The organism is Halomonas piscis (assembly GCF_031886125.1).
Lineage (GTDB): Bacteria > Pseudomonadota > Gammaproteobacteria > Pseudomonadales > Halomonadaceae > Vreelandella > Vreelandella piscis.
Genome location: NZ_CP119391.1, coordinates 1193967 through 1214493, shown reverse-complemented (window position 1 = coordinate 1214493; position 20527 = coordinate 1193967). Strand labels below are relative to the sequence as shown.

The following is a 20527-nucleotide window of genomic DNA, read 5'->3' as shown; positions in this document are numbered from 1 at the left end:
CACCGGGATAGAAAATTATTGCCCCAGCCCCGGCGGCAGTGTGGGGAAACTGTTCCCCCAGCCTCGATATCAGGGTGGGAGCGCACTTCAGTGCGCGAATGCAGGCCGCAGGCCTGCCATCCGCCTGGCGGCACTTCCATCGCTGACTAAAGTCAGCTCCCACCACCTTCTGCTGCCACCAGGGCTATTGCCATAACCTATTCCCAAAGTGGAAAACTATTGCTCTCCCCCCGGCACCAGGGTGGGGAAACTATTGCCATAGCCCCAGCGGCAGGGTGGGAGCGCACTTCAGTGCGCGAATGCAGGCCGCAGGCCTGCCATCCGCCTGGCGGCACTTCCATCGCTGACTAAAGTCAGCTCCCACCACCTTCTGCTGCCACCAGGGCTATTGCCATAACCTATTCCCAAAGTGGAAAACTATTGCTCTCCCCCGGCACCAGGGTGGGGAAACTATTGCCATAGTCCCAGCGGCAGGGTGGGAGCGCACTTCAGTGCGCGAATGCAGGCCGCAGGCCTGCCAGCCGGCTCCCACCGGGTAGAGGACTGGCCGCCGCAGTACGACCTCACTCACTTCCCCTCAGCCTGAACACATAAAATTCCGGCTGTTCGGCAAGCCAGGCCTGAATTTCCGGGCTCGCCGCCAGGTCCGCGCCGTGGAAAACCAGCCCTGCCGGGGCGTTTTGCGCCAGCGCTTCAAAGGCCAGCAGATAGTCATCGGCGCCCGGCGGCTGCGGGAAGCAACGCATCCACAGCCGCCCGCGGGGGCCGTGAAAATATAGCTGATACACTCGGCGCCGCGGATGCCGAACGCGGCGCACGCCGCCCTGCCAGCGCTGGGTGGCGCGCGGCAGGCGCTGCCAGACCGGCGCCACCGTCTGGCGAAACCAGCGCCCGCGGGACGAGCGCTCGGCGCCCCACTGCTCAAGCGGCCAGGCCGGGAGTTTCAGCCCCTCGTCTTCCCACCAGTGCTCCACGCTGCGCCGGGTGAGCGTAACGCCCTGCTCGGTGCCAACGTCCGCGGCCAGCGCAGCGCCGGTCCAGCCCGGCTCGTCTGCCGGCGGCGGCGCTTCCATCCGCTGCCAAAGCGCCTGCTGCACGCCCGCCGTCAAGCGCGGCGCCCGGCCCCGGCGGCGCCCGCGTTCGCGCACCGGCACGGCGGCCCAACCCCCCTGGCAAAACGCCTTCCACGCCGCCGTGACCGTGGGCGCCGACAGGCCGGTTCGGCGCGCCGCTTCGGCCACCGTGACACCGTCCAGGCGCAGCCTGACGGCTTCCAGACGGCGCTCGCTAACCGATTCAGGCGAAAAATGTTTTATGCTCAACCAAATTATAACCTGTTGTTTATAAACGCTTATAAAAAATTTAGTGCAGCGCTATTGATGCCCTCATGGACGCCATCATAAAAGCCCGCGTAACATACGGCAAGCCAGCCTACCGTTGTTAAGGATATCGTCATGATGGCCTGGGCCGTTCTTGTTTCCCTGTGCGTCTTCCTCGCCGTGCTGGTCAGCGGGCGCGTCAAGCCCGCGACCGCCTTCACCGGCCTTGCCACGCTCTATCTGCTCACCGGCCAGGTGGATACCGCGACGCTTTTGCGGCAATACACCAACCCGGCGCTGGCCACCCTGCTGCTGTTGCTGCTGGTCTCTCTGGCGCTGGAGCGCTCGCCGCTGCTTGACTGGCTGTCCGACCGCCTGCTGAGCGGCAGGCCGCGCCTGGCGACGGCCAAGCTGATGGGGGCCGGCGCGGTGCTGTCGGCCTTTCTCAACAATACTGCCGTCGTCGCGGCGTTTCTGGGGGCCGTTTCGCGGCAGAAACGGCTGGCGCCTTCGCGGCTGCTCATCCCGCTTTCCTACGCTTCGATACTGGGCGGGGTCACCACGCTGGTAGGCACCTCGACCAACCTGGTGGTCAACTCGTTTTACCTGAACGCCACCAGCGAGGAGCTGGGCATGTTCCAGTTTGCCCTGGTCGGTCTGCCCGTTGCGCTGATCTCGCTCGGGGTGCTGCTCTGGCGGGCGGGCAGCCTGCCCAGCCATCCGGCGGAAAACATCCAGGATCGCCTGGCCTACTTTCTCGCCGCCGAGCTCACCGACGATTCACCGCTGGCCGGCAAAAGCATCGAGGCCAACGGCCTGCGCAATCTGGACGGTCTCTACCTGCTGGAAATCGAACGCGACGGCCGGCTACTCAGCCCGGTGGCGCCGGAAGAGCTGCTGCAGCCCGGCGACACCCTGGTCTTCACCGGCGAGGTCAACAAGGTGCAGGCGCTGAAGCGCTTTCCCGGGCTCAGGCTATTTGGCCACCAGGCAAGCGATTTGCTCGCGACCAACCTGGTCGAGGTGGTGGTGTCGCACCAGTCGGAGCTGCCCGGGAAAACGCTGCAGGAGGTCGATTTCCGCAGCATGTTCAGCGCCGGGGTGGTGGGCATCCGGCGGGGGGAGAGACGGCTGGAAGGCCAGCTGGGGCAGATACCGCTGCGCGTGGGCGACTGCCTGCTGATGGCCGTCAGCGCCGATTTCCGCCAGCACCGCAACCTCGACCGCAACTTTCACCTGCTAAGCGGCAGCTTTACCCGCCCCCAGCTTGGCCGGTGGCAAAGCCTGGCGGCGCTGGGCGGCTTCGCCGGCGTCATCGGCGGCGCGAGCCTGGGGCTTATCCCCTTGTTTCATGGCCTGCTTTTGCTGATGGCAGGGCTTTTGGCCACCCGCATTCTCACCGTCGACGAGCTTCGCCGGCGCTTCCCCTTTGCCCTGTGGCTGATCATCGGCTCGGCGCTGGCCATGGCCCAGGCGCTGGACAACTCCGGCGCCGCCGCGCTGCTGGCCCGGGGCATGCAGCAGCTATTCAGCGGCTACGGCGTCTTTGCCGCCTTCGCCGGCTGCTATGTGCTTACGCTGCTGCTCACCGAAACCGTCACCAACAACGCCGCCGCCGCGCTGACCTTTCCCGTGGCCTGGAGCACCGCCCAGGCCTTTGGCGCCGACCCGCTGCCGTTCATTCTGGCCGTGGCGTACGGCGCCAGCGCCTGTTTCCTGATTCCCTTTGGCTACCAGACGCACCTGATGGTGTATTCCCCCGGCCACTATCGCATCGCTGACTTTCTCAAGACCGGCCTGCCGGTGAGCCTTGCCTACTCCGCCAGCGTGCTGATTCTCACGCCCTGGGTCTTTCCGTTTTGACGGCGATCAAGGCGGCTTAGCGGGCATTCCTGTCGCCCTTCAGCAGCGCGATGACCTCCTCATCTTCCACCTGGGCAAAATCGGCGTAGAACTGACCCACGCCCCGAAAGTCCGAAGGCGACGTCAGGCAGACCACCTCGTCGGCCAGCGGCTCGAGCCGGGCCAGCGCATCGGGCGACGCCGCCCCCAGGGCGGCAGTCAGCCGCTGCGGACCGCGCGTCCCCAAAAGCGTGAGCGCCGCCGCCATGGTAGCGCCCGTGGCGCTCCCGTCATCCACGACGACGACCTCACGCCCGCGCGGATCGAGGGGCGCTCGCACCGGCGTATAGCGCCGGCGGCGTTCGTCGAGCAGGGTCTGCTGCTTTTCCACCTCCCGGGTCACCGACGCCTGGGGAAAATGCCTCGCTGCGTCGTCCAGGGCGACGCTGCCATTGTCGCTGACCGCGCCGATGGCGAACTCCGGGCTTCCCGGCGCTCCGATTTTGCGTACCAGCACCACGTCAAGCTCGCCCTCCAGGGCGTCGGCGATATGTCGCCCCATGGGCACCGCGCCACGCGGAATGGCCAGCACCAGGGGGGCATGCCCCCGGAGAGGGGAAAGCTGGCGGGCAAGGCGTTCGGCCGCCTCGAGACGATCGCGAAACATGGCAACACTCCTTCAGCAGCGATATCGCGCCCCTCAATCCTGGATTCATAGAATAACCGCAGCACTTTGGACCACGAGGTAGAGGCGGGAGGGGCAGCGCCGGTACCCTTCTCGGCTCACCTACCAAAGTGAAGCAGAGCATGGGATACCGACAGCTGACCCAGACCCAACGGTACCAGATCTATGCCCGTCATGACTTGGGCATGAGCCGACGTCAGATCGCCAGAGAGCTTGGCATCCACAACAGCACGGTCAGCCGGGAGCTGCGCCGCAACGCTACCGACAGCGGTTACGAGCCTGAGCAGGCGCAGGCCTGCAGTGATCATCGGCGACGCACTGCCTGGAAGAGGACAAAGCGCTTGCCCAGCATGATTGCCGCTGTCGTCGACCGGCTGCGAGAGGAGTGGAGCCCAGAGCAGATAAGCGGTTTCATGGGGCCCTTGTCTGGCGGCGGCGTCAGTCACCAGTGGATCTATTCCTTAATCTGGGATGACAAGGCCTGCGGTGGCGATCTCTGGAAGCACCTCCGCCAGCCCAAACGGTGCAGCAAGCATCAGGATCAAGCCAAGAGCGCAGGACTCGGCAAGATTCCCAACCGCGTGGGCATCGAGCATCGCGCGGCTGAGATCGATGAAAGGCGCTTCATTGGCCACTGGGAGGGTGACACCGTGGTCCAGGGGCACAAGCAGTCGGGCTTGGTCACGCTGGTCGAGCGCCGTAGCGGCTATCTGCTGGCGGCACGGTTGCCGAGGCTTTCGGCGGAGCTGACGCAAAAGGCCATGATTCGGCTGCTAAAACCTCGCCGCGGTGCTGTCCAGACCATCACCCTGGACAACGGCTCGGAATTCGCTGATCACGAGACCGTGGCCCAGGCGGTAACGGCAGCGACGTACTTCTGCGATCCCTACTGCTCCGGGCAGCGTGGACCAATGAGAACACCAATGGCTTGATACGACAGTACTTCCCCAAGGGAACGGACTTTCGACAGGTCACCGATGCCAAGCTGCGCAAGGTGGTCGAGAAGCTGAATGACCGACCCCGAAAGCGTCTCGGCTATCGCACACCGGCACAGGTGTTCCTGGGGGAATATTCAGGAGCCCTGGATACCGCAGGTGCTGCGCTTGTTGCTTGAATTCAGGATCAGCGCAGAGTAACCACGCGCCGAACGAATAACATCATGGAAACATAGGTGCACAGGAAAAAGAGAAGCCCTGCTTGTCCTTTGTTGATACCTGGGGCTTATTATCATGAGTTAACGGCCACCGTATGGCTAGTCCAGGGTCATCCCAGCGAATACAGTACTCGTCACCTGGATTATAATAATCACTACATTTGTATTGAAATTCGGCTTCCTCGCTCATGACATAAAAACCGTGGGCAAAACCAGGCGGAATCCAGAGCATTTGCTTATTATCCTGATTTAGTCTCGCGCCTACCCACTGACCAAAAGTCGCGCTGCTCTGTCGCAGGTCCACGGCAACATCAAATACTTCGCCACGCGTCACTCGCACCAGTTTTCCTTGAGGTCTTTCCCACTGATAATGCAGGCCGCGCAGTATACCCCGCGTTGACAGGCTATGATTATCCTGCACCAGCGTGTACTGGCCGCAATGCTGTTCAAAGTCGTATTGGCGAAAGGTTTCAAGAAAAAAACCGCGCTCGTCACTAAAAACATGCGGGGTTAATAGAATAACATCAGGAATAGAAAGAGATTCGTATATCATATAGTTATAGCTTCGCGTTATCCAAGATTACCAGTAATGAGTATTAGTTGCGCCCGCCAGCCTCGCCCAAAAACATCGCAGATGTACAGCATAAAGCAGAACAAAATGAACAGCCGCTTATCAGGGCCGCACAATTGGCAGCGATCGTTGCAGCCATACAGTAGTGGAACGCGACAAGTCACCAACCTGCTTGGCATCACTGGCGGCTTGCGCGCTCATATGGCACGCCTTTCCAGGATTATCCAGCAGCCACTCGATAGTACGCTGCCACTCGCCAGGATCATCGCCCGCCAGCAATCCGTTGACGCCGTGCTCGACAATATCGGTATAGGGTGCGCGGCGGGAATAGATGCCAACCCCGCCCATGGCGGCAATATCCAGAAACTTGATAAACGACTTGCTGCGATTGAACGGCGTCCCCAAAAGCGGCGCCAGCCCGATATGCACCCGCCGGTGCGCCTGCCAGGCACGAAATTTTTTCCACGAAAGCGGCGCCGGGCAGACTGTCCGCGGCAGCGCCGCCAGTTCCCCGGGCGCGTGCTCGCCCAGCATCAGTTCCAGCTCGGTATCGTGACGCTCGCGCTGTATCGCCTCAAGGGCCGGGGCAATGCGATTCAGGTCGTTCCCGTGCGCCCGGGTGCCGTAAAAGCCGATGCGCCAGGGGCGTGCCCGCGACGGCCCATGGGCCAAATGGGTAAGATCCGGCAGCGGCGCGATCAACGGCGGCGTCATTATCCGCACATTGGCATGCCGCTCACGTAGCTGGCCGGCCAGCGCGGGGCTACACGCTACCACCTCGTCGGCCAGCGCCAGCAGCCGCGGCTGCTGCCGGGCGGCCCGAGCCATGCGCTTGCGATAGGCCGGCGGCAGGCCGGGATCTTCGCTCGCGGCAGCCAAATCATCGTCGATCACATACACGATGCGCCCAAAAGCTTCTCGATAGCGTTCCAGCCAGCGCAGCGCATGGGCCGGCAGCGTGCGGCACAGTACCAAATGGGCGCCGGGCTGGCGCGTCAGCACCCAGCGCGCCAGCCGCCAGCGCCAACCGCGCACGTCCAGCCGGCCCGCATCGTGGCCTGCAGAACGCAAAAGGGGCACGACCGAGGCGAGAAAATAGATATCCTCGGTCGGCCGTGCCCCGTCGCTTAACAGCAGCCAGCGTGACTGTTCGATCATTCAGCCGCCTCAGAAATGGTAGCGCGCCCCGATCGAAGGAAAATTACTGCCCTTTTGACTCGACTCGTCGCCAAAGAGACCAAACGCATTGGAGCGGTGGTGAAGGCGAGTGAAGACGGACCAGCTTTCCCAGCTGGCCGGCTGCATATCGAGCTCGAATATCATCGACGCCAGCCAGCGCTGGTCGATATTCTCGATCTCGACCGCCTGGGTGGTGTAAGAAACCCCCACCCCAAGCGATGCCGTGGTGTCCACGCTGCTGTCCCAGGGGAAGGTATCCCAGGTAATGGTTGGCGTCAGAAACACCTCGCCGTAGTCTTGATCACCGCTGACCCAGGACAGATTCAGCTCCGTGAAAATGCGCGAGTGCTGCCATAGCCGCACCATCTCCTTGCGCAAGCCCACGCTGGTCAGATAGTAATCTTCGAAATTCCACTTAAACGGAAGGAAGGCTTCTCCCGAGTGCACGCTTTCCTCGACTGATCGTCCGGTATGCACCCCAAGCGACCAGCCATCATTCGCCCAGCGAGCGGCATTTTCCGGCTCGTGCCAGGAAAACGCCGGCCCTGCCGCCAGCGCTGATACGGCGATGCCGGCCACGCAGCCGGTTCTTTTCCAATAATGCTCTGCGCTCTGCATTGTTCTTCTCCCCCGGCTATTTTTAATATTCATGCGCTTCAATTTTGGCCAGCGTGAATCCTGCTAACCCCGTTCCTTATCGTTTCACGTTTCTTCGCCTCAACGCAGCAGCTTCCTCTCAACGCAGCGAAAAATCTTCGTGCGCCAGCGTTAAATTTGGATTGTAAGCCTGAGGAATCCCCATGAAATGGGTAATAAAATCAGCATGATAGGATTGAAAAAGCCTGCATGAGTCATGCATGTTGTGAGTTACGACACACAACAACATGCGAAGGAGACCCATGCAGGCCCCTCGATTCTTGCATAACTTGCTGACGTCTTCACTCTCCGTGATCCATGCCAAGCGGCTACAGACCGTCCTCGATACCGTTGGCGCTCTGCTGGGCGAGCGACGTCTGGGATTAACGGCCATTGGCCGTGCGTTGCCGAGCTCGACGGATGCCAAGCACGCCATCAAACGAGTCGATCGACTATTAGGCAACCCTCACCTTCATCAGGAACGACCGCTGTTCTATTGGCTCATGGCCTCGCTGCTGATCGGCCATACAACGCGCCCACTGATTCTGGTGGACTGGTCGCCGATTGATGACCGCGGCAGGCATTTCCTGCTGCGTGCGGCGGTGCCCTTCGCCGGGCGATCGCTGCCCATCTTCGAGAAGGTTCATCACAAGGAAGGATGCCCATACTGTGAAGCCTATCTGCTGGATGCGCTGGCAAGGATCCTGCCCGACAAGGCCACGCCGATCCTGGTGACCGATGCCGGCTTTCGTAACCCGTGGTTTCGGGCCGTTGAAGCGCGCGGCTGGTATATCGTTGGACGGGTCCGTCAGCCCGCCCGTTACCAGGCGTCAGGCGAAGCATGGCAACCCGTGAAGACCCTGTTTCAACACGCGACATCGGAACCGCAGGCGTGGGGCTCCGTCCGGATCGCCGAAAACCATCCGTTCCGCGCTCAGATGGTGCTCTATTATCGACCGCCACGGGGACGTAAGCATCGCAATAAACAAGGCCGGATCTCTCGGGACGGCGGCAGCCGGACGATCGCCCGGCGTCAGCAGGAGCCCTGGGTGCTGGTCAGCAATCTGCCGGACCGCTCAACGCTGGCGAATAAAGTGGTAACGATCTACCGACAGCGCATGCAGATTGAGGAAGGGTTTCGCGATGTCAAAAGTCCCTTGTTCGGGCTGGGCTTCGGCATGCATCAGTCTCGCCAGGGCAAGCGCATCGAGGTCCTGCTGCTGATCGCCATGTTGGCGAACGTGGCCATGATGGTGGCCGGCCTGGATGTCCGAGCCCGGGGGCAACAGCGGCGCTATCAGAGCAACAGTATCCGGCACCGGAGCGTGCTTTCCGTGTGGCGCCTGGGCTTGGAATGTCTTCGTCGTCATCTACCCGACGCCGTGCCTTGGCCTGCTTGGACAACCCTCCGAGCACGACTTCGCGAGGAAGTCAGGGAGCAGAGCCTATGCGGCGAGTAGCAACATATTCGTGGGGATTCGTCAGATTGTAAGCCGGGTCATGATCAAGCACGTCACGCCAGGTGCGACGCATATAATCCTGTTCGGCTCGTGCTCTGGCGCGTTTGACAGGATTATCATCCTCCCCCCGAGAGACCGACCCATGGTGATAGAGCTCGGCATAGGGTGTCCACAGATTGCGGTAGCCCGCCTCACGCACTTTCAGGCACAGATCCACGTCGTTGAAAGCAATGGCCAGGTGCTCTTCATTCAAGCCGCCCACTTCTTTAAACAGGGCCTTGCGCATCAGCAGACAGGCGCCGGTCACGGCTGAGAGATTATGCGCCAAATGCAGGCGATAAAAATACCCCGGATGCCGACGCGGAAAGTATTTGTGCGAATGCCCCGCCACCCCGCCAAGCCCAAGAATCACTCCCGCGTGCTGAATCGTATCGTTGGGATAGTAAAGCTTGGCCCCCACGCAGCCGATCTCCGGCCGGCAGGCCTGGCGGACCATCTCGCTTAGCCAGTCGGGGTTGATGGGTTCGATATCGTTATTGACCAGCCCAATAATATCGCCCCGGGCGTACAGAGCGCCGAAGTTATTGATCGCCGAATAGTTAAACGGCTCATCCCAGCGCAGTATTCGCACCCGCTGATCCCGGTTGGAAATATCGCGCATATAATCCAGGGTGTCGTTGCAGCGACTCTGGTTATCCAGGATCAGCACTTCAAATCGGGGATAGCGGGTGTGCTCAAGAATGGCATCTACGCAGGGCCTGAGTATATCCACCCCATCCCGGGTGGGTATCAGCAAACTGACCAGCGGCAGGCGCTCGGGAAACGGCCAGCGTACCCGGTAGGTATTGGGATAGTCGCCCACGCTTACCTCTGCGGCGGGCACCCGAGACGCCAGGTAATCGCGCACCGCTGCCAGTCCGGCCTGCGCGGTATAGTCTTTCTCGCTGCTGTCCAGCGCCGTGGAGCCTTTCCCGGCCCGCCAGTGGTAGAGCACCCGGGGTATATGCACAATCTGCTCGGCGGCCAGCCGCCCGCTTACGCGCAGCGCCAGGTCGTGATCCTGGCTGCCCTCAAAACCCTCGCGAAAGCCGCCAACCGCGCGAACCCACTCAGTGCGATACACGCCCAGGTGGGCCATATAGTTCTGCGCCAACAGCAGGTCCGGGTTCCATTGCGGCTTGAAGTGCGGATCGAAGCGCTTGCCGCTTTCGCTGAGCTTGTCTTCATCGCTGTATAGCAGCCCGGCGTCCGGATGACGCTGCAGCGTCTCGGCCACATGAAACAGCGCATAGGGAGAAAGGCAGTCGTCGTGAGCTGCCCAGATCCTCATCGATGCCGTTGGCCTGATCGAGGAAGTACAGCAGGGAGTCGCTTGGCGTGCCGGCGTAGCGGCCGGGGTTTTCGACATACCCGGTGACGTAGACGGCCACCGGCTGAACCCCCTGCAGGTTGGTATACACCTGCACCTGTTCCGGGTAGACCGAGGTAATGGCCCGGCGCACGCTGGCATCGACCTGGGCGCTGTTTTGCCCTTCGATATCCAAGGGCCCGTAGCTGGGGATAAAGATATTGCCCTGAACGTCGACCGGCAGAGCCCGATCCATGTTCATGGCCCCCCAGGCCCTGACGGTGACCTGATCGCCGGGCTTGACGCGATAGCTCGGATTCAGGCCATCCCCCATGGCGCCGCGAAACCCACCTTCAAACAGGTTGGCACCAAACGGCTTCAAACTGTCGATCAGCTCGTCCTGCTTTTCCTGGGACACCGGCCCGTAAGTGCCGCTGCGCCAGTCCGCTCTGGGCTGTTCCGCCTCTTCCTGCTGGCCGCCGCGCTGGCCCTCGCGACTCTGTCTGGTGCTGCTCGCCTCCCCGGTGCTATCGCGCTGGGTCTCCTGGGGCACAATGCTGTCGGGGAGGCTTAGCGTCTGGGCGCCTGCCGTCGCCGGGAGCAGTACACAGCCCAAAGCGACAAGGGCTAGCCGTGCGGCGGCCTTGCACGCGCTGGCCGCTGGCCGGCCGTCGGTGGCCTGGCCCGTCGAAACTCTTGATAAACGCGATAACATTTACGGGCGCCCCTCTGCCGTTTGCGTGACCAGACGCTGCTCTGCCCAGCCGTTGTCCGTGCGTCATACCAGCACTTTGTTCGTTTCCCGGGATGGCGTCACGATGCGTAATTTACGACACTCACGGCCGCTGGCGGCAAAGTAGCGCGATTCGGCCACCACTTCCACGTTGTTGCCCCAGGGGCTGGTGGCGACGGTCACGGCGCTGTTGCCCGGCGTCTGGTCGAGAAAGCCGTTAAGCGTCGCATTCTGAATCGGCCGGGCGCCGTCGTGGCTCAACACATAGCCGCGCTCGCCGTCTGAGGCGTCGTAAGGTACCTGGGCACAGCCGGCCAGCAGCGCGCCGGCAGCGAGCACGCTCGCCAGGCGATAAACGGACGCGGGCACGCTCAGGCGGTGCGCCGGTGAAGACCTTAGGTTGTGTTTGTACATGCGGGGGATTCCATCAAAAAGGCACGCTACCGCCCGGGGATTGTACCGGGCGCATTCCCTTGCCCTACCGATATGACGATGCTTGGCTGCAAAATGATACAATAGACTACATTAAATTACTGGCGTCTTCCTCCCGAAAACGCCCGCACGTAGTGTATGGGCATGGGCGAGTGAATGCTACATCCACGGAGCGGCAGAAAGTCATGAACGATGCGCCTGCATGGCCATGAGCCCCTTTCATCCGCCCGCTGCGAAACATGCGATGAAACCCGTCTGGCGCTGCGTTACCATAATGATCGTTTGGTTTTCCGTTTGCCCTTCATTACGAGGTTCGCGCCGATGTTTAGCCGCAGCATGACCATTGCCGGGTTCGATGACGCCCTTTCTGATGCCATGTCCCAAGAGGTGCAGCGCCAGGAAGCACACATTGAGCTGATCGCCTCTGAAAACTACGCCAGCCCCAGAGTCATGGAAGCCCAGGGCTCCCAGCTGACCAACAAGTACGCCGAAGGCTACCCGGGCAAGCGCTACTACGGCGGCTGCGAATTCGTCGACATCGCCGAGCGCCTGGCCATTGACTATGCCAAGGAGCTGTTTGGCGCAACCTACGCCAACGTCCAGCCGCACTCCGGCTCCCAGGCGAACAGCGCCGTGTTTCAGGCGCTGCTCAAGCCCGGCGACACCATCCTCGGCATGAGCCTCGATGCCGGCGGCCACCTCACCCACGGCGCCCGGCCCAACTTCTCCGGCAAGCAGTACAACGCCGTTCAGTACGGTCTGGATGACCAGGGGCTGATCGACTACGACCAGGTGGCCGAGCTTGCCCGGGAGCACCGGCCGCAGCTGATCATTGCCGGATTCTCGGCCTACTCCCACATCATTGACTGGGCTCGCTTTCGCCAGATTGCCGACGAGGTCGGCGCCTACTTTCTGGTCGACATGGCCCACGTCGCCGGGCTGGTTGCCGCCGGCCTCTACGATAATCCCATGCCCCACGCCCACGTCGTCACCTCCACCACGCACAAGACCCTGCGCGGCCCGAGGGGCGGCATTATTCTTTCCGCCGAGAACGACGAGGCCATGGAGAAAAAGCTCCAGTCGGCTGTTTTCCCCGGCGGCCAGGGCGGCCCCCTGATGCACGCCATCGCCGCCAAGGCCGTGTGCTTCAAGGAAGCCATGGCGCCGGCGTTCAAGACCTACCAGGAGCAGGTGGTCAGAAACGCCCAGGCCATGGCCGACGTCTTCATGGAGCGCGGCTATGACATCGTCTCCGGCGGCACCGAGGACCACCTCTTTCTGCTGTCGCTGATCAAGCAGGGCGTGACCGGCAAGGATGCCGACGCCGCGCTGGGCCGCGCCAACATCACGGTCAACAAGAACGCCGTGCCCGGCGATCCGCAAAGCCCCTTTGTCACCTCGGGCCTGCGCATCGGCACGCCGGCGGTGACCACCCGCGGCTTCACCACCGACGAATGCCGCCGCCTGGCCGGGTGGATCTGCGACGTGCTCGACGTGCTCGCCAACGGCAACGACACCGCCGCCATTGAAGCCAGCGTCAAAGAACAGGTCGCCGAGCTCTGCGCGCAGTTCCCGGTGTATACGGACTGAGAATTTTGTGGGAGGCCGATTTATCGGGCGATGCAGGCCGAAGGCCTGCCCGGGCTTGAGTGGGGATGCCATCGCTGAATAAATTCAGCTCCCACCACATCCTGCTTCCACCAGTGCTATGACCACAGCCCCAGCAGCAGAGTGGGAAATGGGATGGACCCGTCCTTCTGTGCCAAGCTGGATATAACATCTAGCCAGCAGTGCACAGAACACTGACGGCATCGGTGAAGGAGGATCCATCCATGAAACAGATTAGCATTATAGGCATTGACCTGGCGAAACACGTTTTTCAACTGCATGCCGTGGATGCGCACGGTCACAAAGTATTCAGCAAGCAAGTCCGGCGAGAGAAGTTACGCTTGACGCTGGCCCAAATTCCGCCTTGCCACGTCGCCATGGAAGCGTGCGGCTCCGCTCATTACTGGGCGAGAGACATTGGCACGCTGGGCCATGAGGCCGAGCTACTGCCACCGCAGGCGGTCAAGCCCTTCGTGCTGGGCCACAAGAACGATGCGCGCGATGCCGCGGCTATCGCCGAGGCTGCGGCGCGCCCGGCCACGCCTCGAGTGACGATCAAGACGGAAGCACAACAGTCCCTGCAAGCAGTGCACCGAGTACGCAGTCGGTTAGTGCGCGAACGCACCGCCGTCGGCAACGAGCTGCGCGGCCTGCTGGGCGAGTTTGGTCTAATCGTGTCGCAGGGGCACGCGGTGATACGCCAGGGCGTTATTCGTGAGCGGCTGGACGAGCAACGGGCGCGGCTGGGGGAAGAACTCTACACCCTGCTGAACGACCTGCTCGATCAATGGCTCGAGAACGATGCCCGGATCGCGCGCTATGACAAGCGTCTGCAGCGTCTGGCCAGGGCATCAGATGACATGCAGCGGCTGATGAGTCTGCCCGGCATCGGCCCGATCAATGCGACGCTGTTGTTCAGCCATCTGGGCGATCCGGCGCGATTCCCCAACGGACGTCAGTTCAGCGCCTCGTTGGGGCTAGTGCCACGCCAGCATTCCAGCGGGGGTCGCAACCAGTTGATGGGGATCACCAAACGCGGCAATGGCGAGGTTCGAAAGCAGTTGGTGCACGGTGCCCGCGCGGCATTACGCCAGTTCCAACGTCAGGAACATCCCGACCGGCTGTCCCGTTGGGCCTGCTCGTTAGCGGCGCGTCTTGGGCAACGCAAGGCCATTGTGGCCCTGGCGAACAAGATGGCGCGGATTTGCTGGTCGCTATTGGCCCATGAACGGCGCTATCAGCCACAGGAGGCCGCTTGATGATACCGAACAAACAGGGAATATAGCTTAGCATGCGATAAGTTACCCAACCCCGAGGTTGCGCAGGCGAGATGCTTCGATGGCATAACGGGTCAGACCGGCTTTCTGTCACTCTGTAAAGTGCGCAGGCCCATCACGAGGCCGAGTGGGAGATCAGAGCAGAGAGCGCGTATTCCATCAGGGCCAGGCACGGCAAGTGCCATCAATAGGCCGGATATAAGCGTGCAGTCCTCACTCTTATGCGTTGTTGCTTCTGGCTTGCACAACAGGACGGGTCCATATAAGCGCACTTCAGTGCGCGAAAGCAGGCCGAAGGCCTGCGCTCAAGCCGGTCGCGCGGCACAGCCACCCTCCCACAGCTTCAACGGCTCTAACGGCTTTTGTAAGAGGCCGATTGATCGGGCGATGCAGGCCGCAGGCCTGCCCGGGCTTGGGTGGGCATGCCATCCAGCTCCCACCACATCCTGCTTCCACCAGGGCTATGACCACAGCAGGTGGCGAGTGAGGTGGGGAACCACCGCAGCAAACCCAGCGGCGGCATGGCGGGCATGGGAACCGGGGGGAAAGGCGTCATATGCCTGGTTGGCGGCAAGAGCGCAACCCACGCCCGGCAAGCCAGTCGGCCACGAGCATGAATCCCACAGGCCAGGTATAGGTCACCAGGGTCACCTTGGCGGGATCGCCCTCGCTCAGCGCCAGAAAATAAAAGTAGAGCGCGCCGGTGATCCCGCCAACGCCCATCAGCCAGAATTTTCCGCTTCCCACTGGCGCAGGGCTTTGGCCTGGTTCACGCCAGCGCTCAAGACGTTCGTCGCCGTGGTGGATAAGGGTGGCTTCACCCTGGCAGCTGGGCAGCGAAGAGGGGTTGTCAAAGCTACCGTTCTAGAAGATTACCCTGCATCGTAGTCCCGGGCGGCCCAGCGAGGCAGCACAGCAGCTGGCCCTCCAGCTGCAGGCTCACATCCGGGAGAAACAAGGGGCTGGGCAGAGTCAATACCGTGCCACGCCATCGTGGGAGCGCCTGTGGTACGTACGACGACCCCTGAATTCAAGTAGCAATAAGTGCAGCACCCAACCGGTCGATTCACTGGTCCTGCTGCATACCCTGACCACGTCCTTGGCCCTGGCCTTGCTGCATGCCTTGACCCTGACCCTGCTGCATACCCTGTCCCATTCCGCGCGCTGGCGGTACCTCGGGCAGGGTTATTCCTTGCTCTTCAGCACGCTTCTGCATCTCTTCATGATTCTCAGCGCGAATACGCTGGCGTTCTTCCGGGGTATCGGCATTACGCATCTGCAGACGGTGCGCCTGACGCTCCTGGTCATTCATGAGTTGGCTACCAAAGATGGGCTGATCATCGGTCTGGGCCAGCACCGAAGTAGTGAACATCACCGCAGCGCCCAGCGAAACGGCAGCTGCCGCCGCAAGAGCAATTGTCAGTCGTTGCTTCTTCATTTCCATTACCTCTCGTCAGATCGTTTACTACCTCCCAGCGCTATAAGAATAACAGGCGATTGATCCTGGTTGATTGATCCAAAGCAATTGATCTGACCTGCCTTGTGCTGCTTTCAGTCACCTCTCGTCAATACCGGCTAGACCCGAGCGCTTCCACCCAGCGCCCAGTCCGCCGGTTCGTGGCACAGCGGCAGGTCAGGCTGGGTACGCCGCTTGCCGAGTTCGCGACGCGCGGCCTGCAAGGCGGTGCGCATGCCCTCCTCGACGACCGGATGATAAAACGGCATTTCGAGAATCTGGTCGACGGTCATCTGCTGCTGAATCGACCAGGCCAGCAGATGCAGCAGGTGCTCCGCGTCGGGGGCGACCAGCTCTGCGCCGAGTAGGCGCCCGTCACTCTCGTCGGCGTATAGCTTTAGGCAGCCCGCGTTGCGGCCGGCCATCAGCGCCCGGGCCTGCTTGCTGAAGTCGGCGCTGCCGGTGACGATGCCGGTGTCGGGCAGCTGCCGCGACGTCAGGCCAGCATGGCCCGCACCCGGCTCGGTAAAAACGATGCCCTGGGGCGTGCGTCGGGCAAGGCATTCGGCGTCCGGGTGCAGGGCGTGATAGGCGGCGATTCTTCCCGCGTCCGCCGCCTCGTGCATCAGCGGGCGCAGGCCATCCACGTCGCCGGCGATAAAGACCGGCAGCTCACCGATACGCAGCGTCGATTCGTCGAACAGAGGCACGCCCCGCTCGTCGAGCTCTACCCCCAGGTTTTCGAGTCCCAGACCCTCGATATTGGGACGCCGCCCCAGCGAGGCCAGTACCCAGTCAACCTCCACTTCTTTCCCGCTGTTCTGAACCATCACGCCCGTATCACTTTGGTGCAGCGACACATCCGCCTCCGTAGCGACCGTCATCTGGCGCTCAAGCACCTCGATCAGGCTGGCATTAACTTGTGGGTCACTCAGCCCCGCCACGCTGGGCCCGCGGGTGAACGCATGCACCTCGCAGCCGAGCTGGGCAAACGCCTGCCCCAGTTCCACGCCGATCGGCCCGAGACCAACCACCCCGAGGCGCTTACCCGGCGCCTCGAGCTCGAAGACCTCATCAGAAGTCACCACGCGATCGCCAAGACTGCGCCACGCCTCGGGCAGATTGGGCCGAGTACCAGTGGCAATGATCACGTTCTCGGCCTGGATACGCTCGCCGTTGACCTCAAGCGTAGTGGGATCGAGAAAGCGCGGCTGCCCGTGGACGCTGCGCTCGCCGAGTGACTCGACCGTGCCCACCGGCCCGGCCACAAAGCGATCGCGCAGGGTGCGCACATGCGTCATGACCGCCGGCAGATCCATGCGCAGCAACTCGCTGCCCTGCATACCGTTGGCCGCCAGCCAGTCGCGGCGCCCGTAGGCATGGGCCACCTCGAGCAGCGCCTTCGACGGCATGCAGCCGACTCGCGCGCAGGTCGTGCCGTAGGGCCCGGCGTTGATCAGCAGCACGTCGTCGGTGTAGCGCCGTGCCTCGCTCAGCGCGGTCAACCCTGCCGTACCGGCACCCAGAATCACCAGCTTCACGTGTCGTGTCATGGTGCTTCCTCCTCAACAGTTTTAACCTAAGGAACGACAATCAGCGCACTATCACTCGCCTCCAGCAAATGTTCGCCGGCCACGCCGCGCAGCAGCGCATGCCCCCGGGGCAGCACCAGCGCACCGGCGCGCTCCCGCTGCAACAGCGCGATCAGCGCCATGATATCGCCCTCAAAGGCCAGATAGCGCGGACGTCGGTCCTGACGCGCGCTCCAGGCCTCGATGGCCGCTCGGGTGCGTTCGTCTCGTTCGACACCAGGAGGCAATAGCACCAGCAGTTCCTGGTTCGTAGCCTGCGCTAGGCGCAGCGCTTCGTTCATGGCGCGCTGGCCGGCCTCGTCCGGCGGCTGGAAGACCAGAATGGGATGCGCGCCCGCCGAGACCCTCTCGCCGAGCATCATCACCCGGCAGCGGGCGGCGCCAAGCATGCGGCTAAGGGTTCGACTGGCGAAGCCTCCCTCGGGCGGATGCCGCCAGCCAGCCCGATAAAGCACGAGCAAATCGTCCGCCATGGTGGCGGCTAAGGCCGCCGCCTCGAGGCGATCGCGATTGACCTCGAGACGCCAGCGCAGCGCATGGCGGCCTGCCGTGGCGGCAAGCAGCGCCTGCAGACGACCCGCCTGCTGGCGCAGGCGGCGTTCCAGCGCCTCCGGTGCTACGGGGCGCAGGCTTCCCGACACCAGGCCGATCTCGCCGCCGAGGGGCAGACTGGCGGCCCGCAGCAGTTCCGTGTCCTCGACGAAGAGTCCCACGAGCTCCGCCCCTTCGCGCTTGGCCAGCCGCGCGGCCTCGTCGAGCAGCAGCTGGGCGCGACGGCTGCCGTCGAGCAGTACCACGACCCGCTGGATCAGGCGATCATCATCGTGAGTCGTCATGGCGGTTCGCATCCTGTCGGTTGTCGCCGTCGCTCTGCTGGCGACCGATGTTGGCGAACTTGGTCAGGCGATCAGCGACGCGCCGATTGAGGGTATCGGTGGGGACGAGGCCGGTCAGCAGGCCGATGGCCTCGTCCACGCTATCGATGGCATAGACCTTGAACTGTCCGGCGCGCACCGCCTCTACCACATCGCTGCGCAGCATGAGGTGCACCGCGTTGGCCCTGGGCAGCAGGACGCCGTGACTGCCGTCCAGCCCCCGCGCCTGGCAGATATCGAAAAACCCTTCGATCTTCTCGTTGACGCCGCCCACTGCCTGTACCTGCCCGTGCTGATTGACGGAACCGGTCACCGCCAGGGACTGGCGCAGCGGCGCCTCGGCAAGCACCGAGAGCAAAGCGCAAAATTCGGCCACGGAGGCGCTGTCACCGTCGACCATGCCGTAAGACTGCTCGAAGGCCAGGCTCGCCGACAGCGACATGGCTGATTCACCCGCATAGCGCGAGGCCAGCAGGCGCGACAGGATCATCACCCCCTTGGAGTGGATGTTGCCGCCGAGCTTGGCCTCGCGCTCGATATCCACCAGGCCACCGCGCCCAGGACGCGCCGTGGCAGTAATGCGAGTGGGACGCCCGAAGGCCTGGCCGCCAAGCTGAATCACCGACAGGCCGTTGACCTGCCCCAGGGCCTCCCCGGCGGTATCGATGAGCATGATATCGCGCAGGATCGAGCGCTCCATGCTCTCGTGGATCCGCGCAGCGCGATAGACCTGCTGATCGATGGCGTGCTGCACGTGCGCGGCGCCGATGCGATCGCTTTCTGCCTCGGCGGCCCAATAGTCCGCCTCGCGCAGCAGATCGCGGAAAGCGCGGCGCTGAACGGACAGTCGCTCGCTGTCGTCGGCCAGGCGGCTGGCGTGCTCGATGAGCCGCGCCACGGCATCGCGCCCGAGTGGCTTGAGCTCGGCTTCCCGGGCCAGGGTGGCGAACAGGCGCGCATAGAGCTGCTGGGTGTCCGCGTCGCGCTCCACGTCTTCCTCAAGATCCGCCTGCACCTTGAACAGCTCCAGGAAGTCCGGGTCATGAGCGCACAGCAGGTAATACAGCATGCGATTGCCGATCAGCACGACCTTGAGGTCCAGCGGCATGGGCTCAGGCTCCAGGGAAACGGTGCTGGCCAGGCTGTAGAGCTGTTCCAGGGACTCGATCTTGACGCGTGCCCCGTAGAGAGAGCGCTTGAGGCCCTCCCAGACAAAGGGTTGAGTCAGCACCTTGGCGGCGTCCAGGATCAGGTAGCCACCGTTGGCGCGGTGCAGAGCACCGCCTCGAATCAGGCGAAAGTCGGTCAGCAGCGCCCCCTGATGGACCTGATGCTCCACCCGCCCTACCAGCTGCTGATAGGTCGGCATGTCCTCGTAGATCACCGGCGCGCCCTGCTGCTCGGCGTTGTCCACCAGCAGGCTGACCTGATAGCGGCTGAAGACCGATGCCATTGAGCCTTCGCCGGGCGATTCCTGGCTGATCAGCGCATTGACGTTCTCGGTTACGTCCTTCTGGACGGCATTGACGTGCTCGACAACTCCGGGGTGATCACGATACGTCTCGCGCAGCTCCTCGAGCAGCGGCCCCACCGAGGCTGCGGCCATTTCTTCGTTGAGCTCCTGAATGCGCTGCTGCACCTCCTTGCGCCAGCGTGGCATCTGCTGGACCGCTTTCTGCAGTTTCTCCTGCAGCGCCGCGATGGTGTGCTGAATGGCTTCGCGACGCTCTTCTGGAAGCTCCTGAAACACTTCTACTTCCATCACCTCGCCTTCGTCGTCGCGCGGAGCGAAGCTGAAGCCGTTGGGCGACTGGATCAGGGCGATATGGTCCTGCTCGGCTTCCTTGCCAATTTCGCGAAACGCTTCGCTCTGGCGCTGGCCGAGCTCCTGCTTGATCTCGTGCAGGCGGCTTTGATACTCGTCGCTTTCAAAGGTGGCGGGAATGGCGTGCTGCAATTCCTCGACCAGCTGCTCGAGATCTCGGAGAAACCGCTTGCCTTGCCCCGCCGGCAACTCAATGAGTCGCGGATGCCTGCCCTGCTTGAAATCGTGCAGGTAGCACCAGTCAGAAGGTGTTGATGCCTGATTTGAGCGCTCATGCAGGAAACGCTTCACGATCTCGTGCTTTCCCGCACCGGCTGGCCCGAGCACGAACAAGTTGTAGCCTTGCCCCTGGATGCCGGTACCGAAGCGCAGCGCCCCAAGAGCTCGATCCTGGCCGATCAGCTGGTCGAGCGGCTTGAGTTCGTCGCTGGTCTCGAAATCCAGCGAATCCGGGTCGCAATGTCGGTAGAGCCGGTCAGCGGCAAGCGGTTCGGGTTGAGCCGTCATGATTTCCTCATGTCCCCTGAGTTCAAGTA

17 protein-coding genes and 1 pseudogene are annotated in these 20527 nt (G+C 62.6%); 5 read left to right on the top strand and 13 right to left on the bottom strand.

Annotated features, from left to right (window positions below):
- Nucleotides 1-563: 563 nt before the first annotated feature.
- Nucleotides 564-1322 carry a helix-turn-helix domain-containing protein gene (locus P1P91_RS05740; protein WP_311885146.1) on the bottom strand — a complete coding sequence of 253 codons (759 nt, stop codon included), beginning with the start codon at nt 1320-1322 and terminating at the stop codon, nt 564-566.
- 132 nt (nt 1323-1454) lie between these two features.
- Here P1P91_RS05740 and P1P91_RS05735 point away from each other — a divergent pair, with 132 nt between their 5' ends.
- Nucleotides 1455-3182, top strand: coding sequence for an SLC13 family permease (locus P1P91_RS05735; protein WP_311885144.1), 1728 nt, complete (start codon nt 1455-1457; stop codon nt 3180-3182).
- A 16-nt stretch (nt 3183-3198) separates the two neighbouring features.
- Here the strand turns inward: P1P91_RS05735 and P1P91_RS05730 are convergent, their stop codons facing one another.
- Nucleotides 3199-3828, bottom strand: coding sequence for a phosphoribosyltransferase (locus P1P91_RS05730; protein WP_311885143.1), 630 nt, complete (start codon nt 3826-3828; stop codon nt 3199-3201).
- 140 nt (nt 3829-3968) lie between these two features.
- Here P1P91_RS05730 and P1P91_RS05725 point away from each other — a divergent pair.
- Nucleotides 3969-4960 (top strand): annotated as a pseudogene (locus P1P91_RS05725) (IS30 family transposase).
- A 43-nt stretch (nt 4961-5003) separates the two neighbouring features.
- Here the strand turns inward: P1P91_RS05725 and rfbC are convergent.
- The 3 genes from rfbC to P1P91_RS05710 form a co-directional block, all read right to left on the bottom strand.
- On the bottom strand, nt 5004-5552 hold the full coding sequence (gene rfbC / locus P1P91_RS05720; protein WP_311885140.1) for a dTDP-4-dehydrorhamnose 3,5-epimerase: 549 nt from the start codon (nt 5550-5552) through the stop codon (nt 5004-5006).
- 120 nt (nt 5553-5672) lie between these two features.
- The gene (locus P1P91_RS05715; RefSeq protein WP_311885139.1) at nt 5673-6728 is read right to left on the bottom strand and encodes a glycosyltransferase family protein; all 1056 of its coding nucleotides are present in this window, start codon (nt 6726-6728) and stop codon (nt 5673-5675) included.
- Nucleotides 6729-6737: 9 nt separating this feature from the next.
- Nucleotides 6738-7367: a hypothetical protein gene (locus P1P91_RS05710; RefSeq protein WP_311885137.1), complete on the bottom strand. Its 630-nt coding sequence runs from the start codon at nt 7365-7367 to the stop codon at nt 6738-6740.
- A 281-nt stretch (nt 7368-7648) separates the two neighbouring features.
- Between P1P91_RS05710 and P1P91_RS05705 the strand changes: the two genes are divergently transcribed.
- The gene (locus tag P1P91_RS05705) at nt 7649-8845 is read left to right on the top strand and encodes an IS4 family transposase (protein ID WP_311885135.1); all 1197 of its coding nucleotides are present in this window, start codon (nt 7649-7651) and stop codon (nt 8843-8845) included.
- Here P1P91_RS05705 and P1P91_RS05700 read toward each other — a convergent pair.
- From P1P91_RS05700 to P1P91_RS05690, 3 genes are all read right to left on the bottom strand, one after another.
- Entirely contained in the window at nt 8817-10175 is a 1359-nt protein-coding gene (locus tag P1P91_RS05700; protein WP_311885134.1) for a glycosyltransferase family 2 protein, read from the bottom strand. The genes P1P91_RS05705 and P1P91_RS05700 overlap by 29 nt on opposite strands.
- On the bottom strand, nt 10069-10809 hold the full coding sequence (locus tag P1P91_RS05695) for a polysaccharide biosynthesis/export family protein (RefSeq protein WP_311885133.1): 741 nt from the start codon (nt 10807-10809) through the stop codon (nt 10069-10071). Before P1P91_RS05695 ends, P1P91_RS05700 begins: the two co-directional genes overlap by 107 nt.
- Nucleotides 10810-10971: 162 nt before the next feature.
- Nucleotides 10972-11340, bottom strand: a complete 369-nt coding sequence (locus tag P1P91_RS05690) for a DVU3141 family protein (protein ID WP_311885132.1) — start codon at nt 11338-11340, stop codon at nt 10972-10974.
- A 339-nt stretch (nt 11341-11679) separates the two neighbouring features.
- Between P1P91_RS05690 and glyA the strand changes: the two genes are divergently transcribed.
- Nucleotides 11680-12948, top strand: coding sequence for a serine hydroxymethyltransferase (gene glyA / locus P1P91_RS05685; RefSeq protein WP_311885131.1), 1269 nt, complete (start codon nt 11680-11682; stop codon nt 12946-12948).
- Nucleotides 12949-13190: 242 nt separating this feature from the next.
- On the top strand, nt 13191-14225 hold the full coding sequence (locus P1P91_RS05680; protein WP_311882018.1) for an IS110 family RNA-guided transposase: 1035 nt from the start codon (nt 13191-13193) through the stop codon (nt 14223-14225).
- A gap of 570 nt (nt 14226-14795) precedes the next feature.
- Here the strand turns inward: P1P91_RS05680 and P1P91_RS05675 are convergent.
- From P1P91_RS05675 to P1P91_RS05655, 5 genes are all read right to left on the bottom strand, one after another.
- Nucleotides 14796-14990, bottom strand: a complete 195-nt coding sequence (locus tag P1P91_RS05675) for a hypothetical protein (RefSeq protein ID WP_311885130.1) — start codon at nt 14988-14990, stop codon at nt 14796-14798.
- 319 nt (nt 14991-15309) lie between these two features.
- Entirely contained in the window at nt 15310-15687 is a 378-nt protein-coding gene (locus P1P91_RS05670; RefSeq protein ID WP_311885129.1) for a hypothetical protein, read from the bottom strand.
- 131 nt (nt 15688-15818) lie between these two features.
- Complete coding sequence (locus tag P1P91_RS05665; RefSeq protein ID WP_311885128.1) at nt 15819-17252, bottom strand: dihydrolipoyl dehydrogenase; 1434 nt, start codon at nt 17250-17252, stop codon at nt 15819-15821.
- Between the two features lie 26 nt (nt 17253-17278).
- Nucleotides 17279-18127, bottom strand: a complete 849-nt coding sequence (locus tag P1P91_RS05660) for a universal stress protein (protein ID WP_311885127.1) — start codon at nt 18125-18127, stop codon at nt 17279-17281.
- Nucleotides 18111-20498 carry a Lon protease family protein gene (locus P1P91_RS05655; RefSeq protein WP_311885125.1) on the bottom strand — a complete coding sequence of 796 codons (2388 nt, stop codon included), beginning with the start codon at nt 20496-20498 and terminating at the stop codon, nt 18111-18113. Before P1P91_RS05655 ends, P1P91_RS05660 begins: the two co-directional genes overlap by 17 nt.
- Nucleotides 20499-20527: the final 29 nt, after the last annotated feature.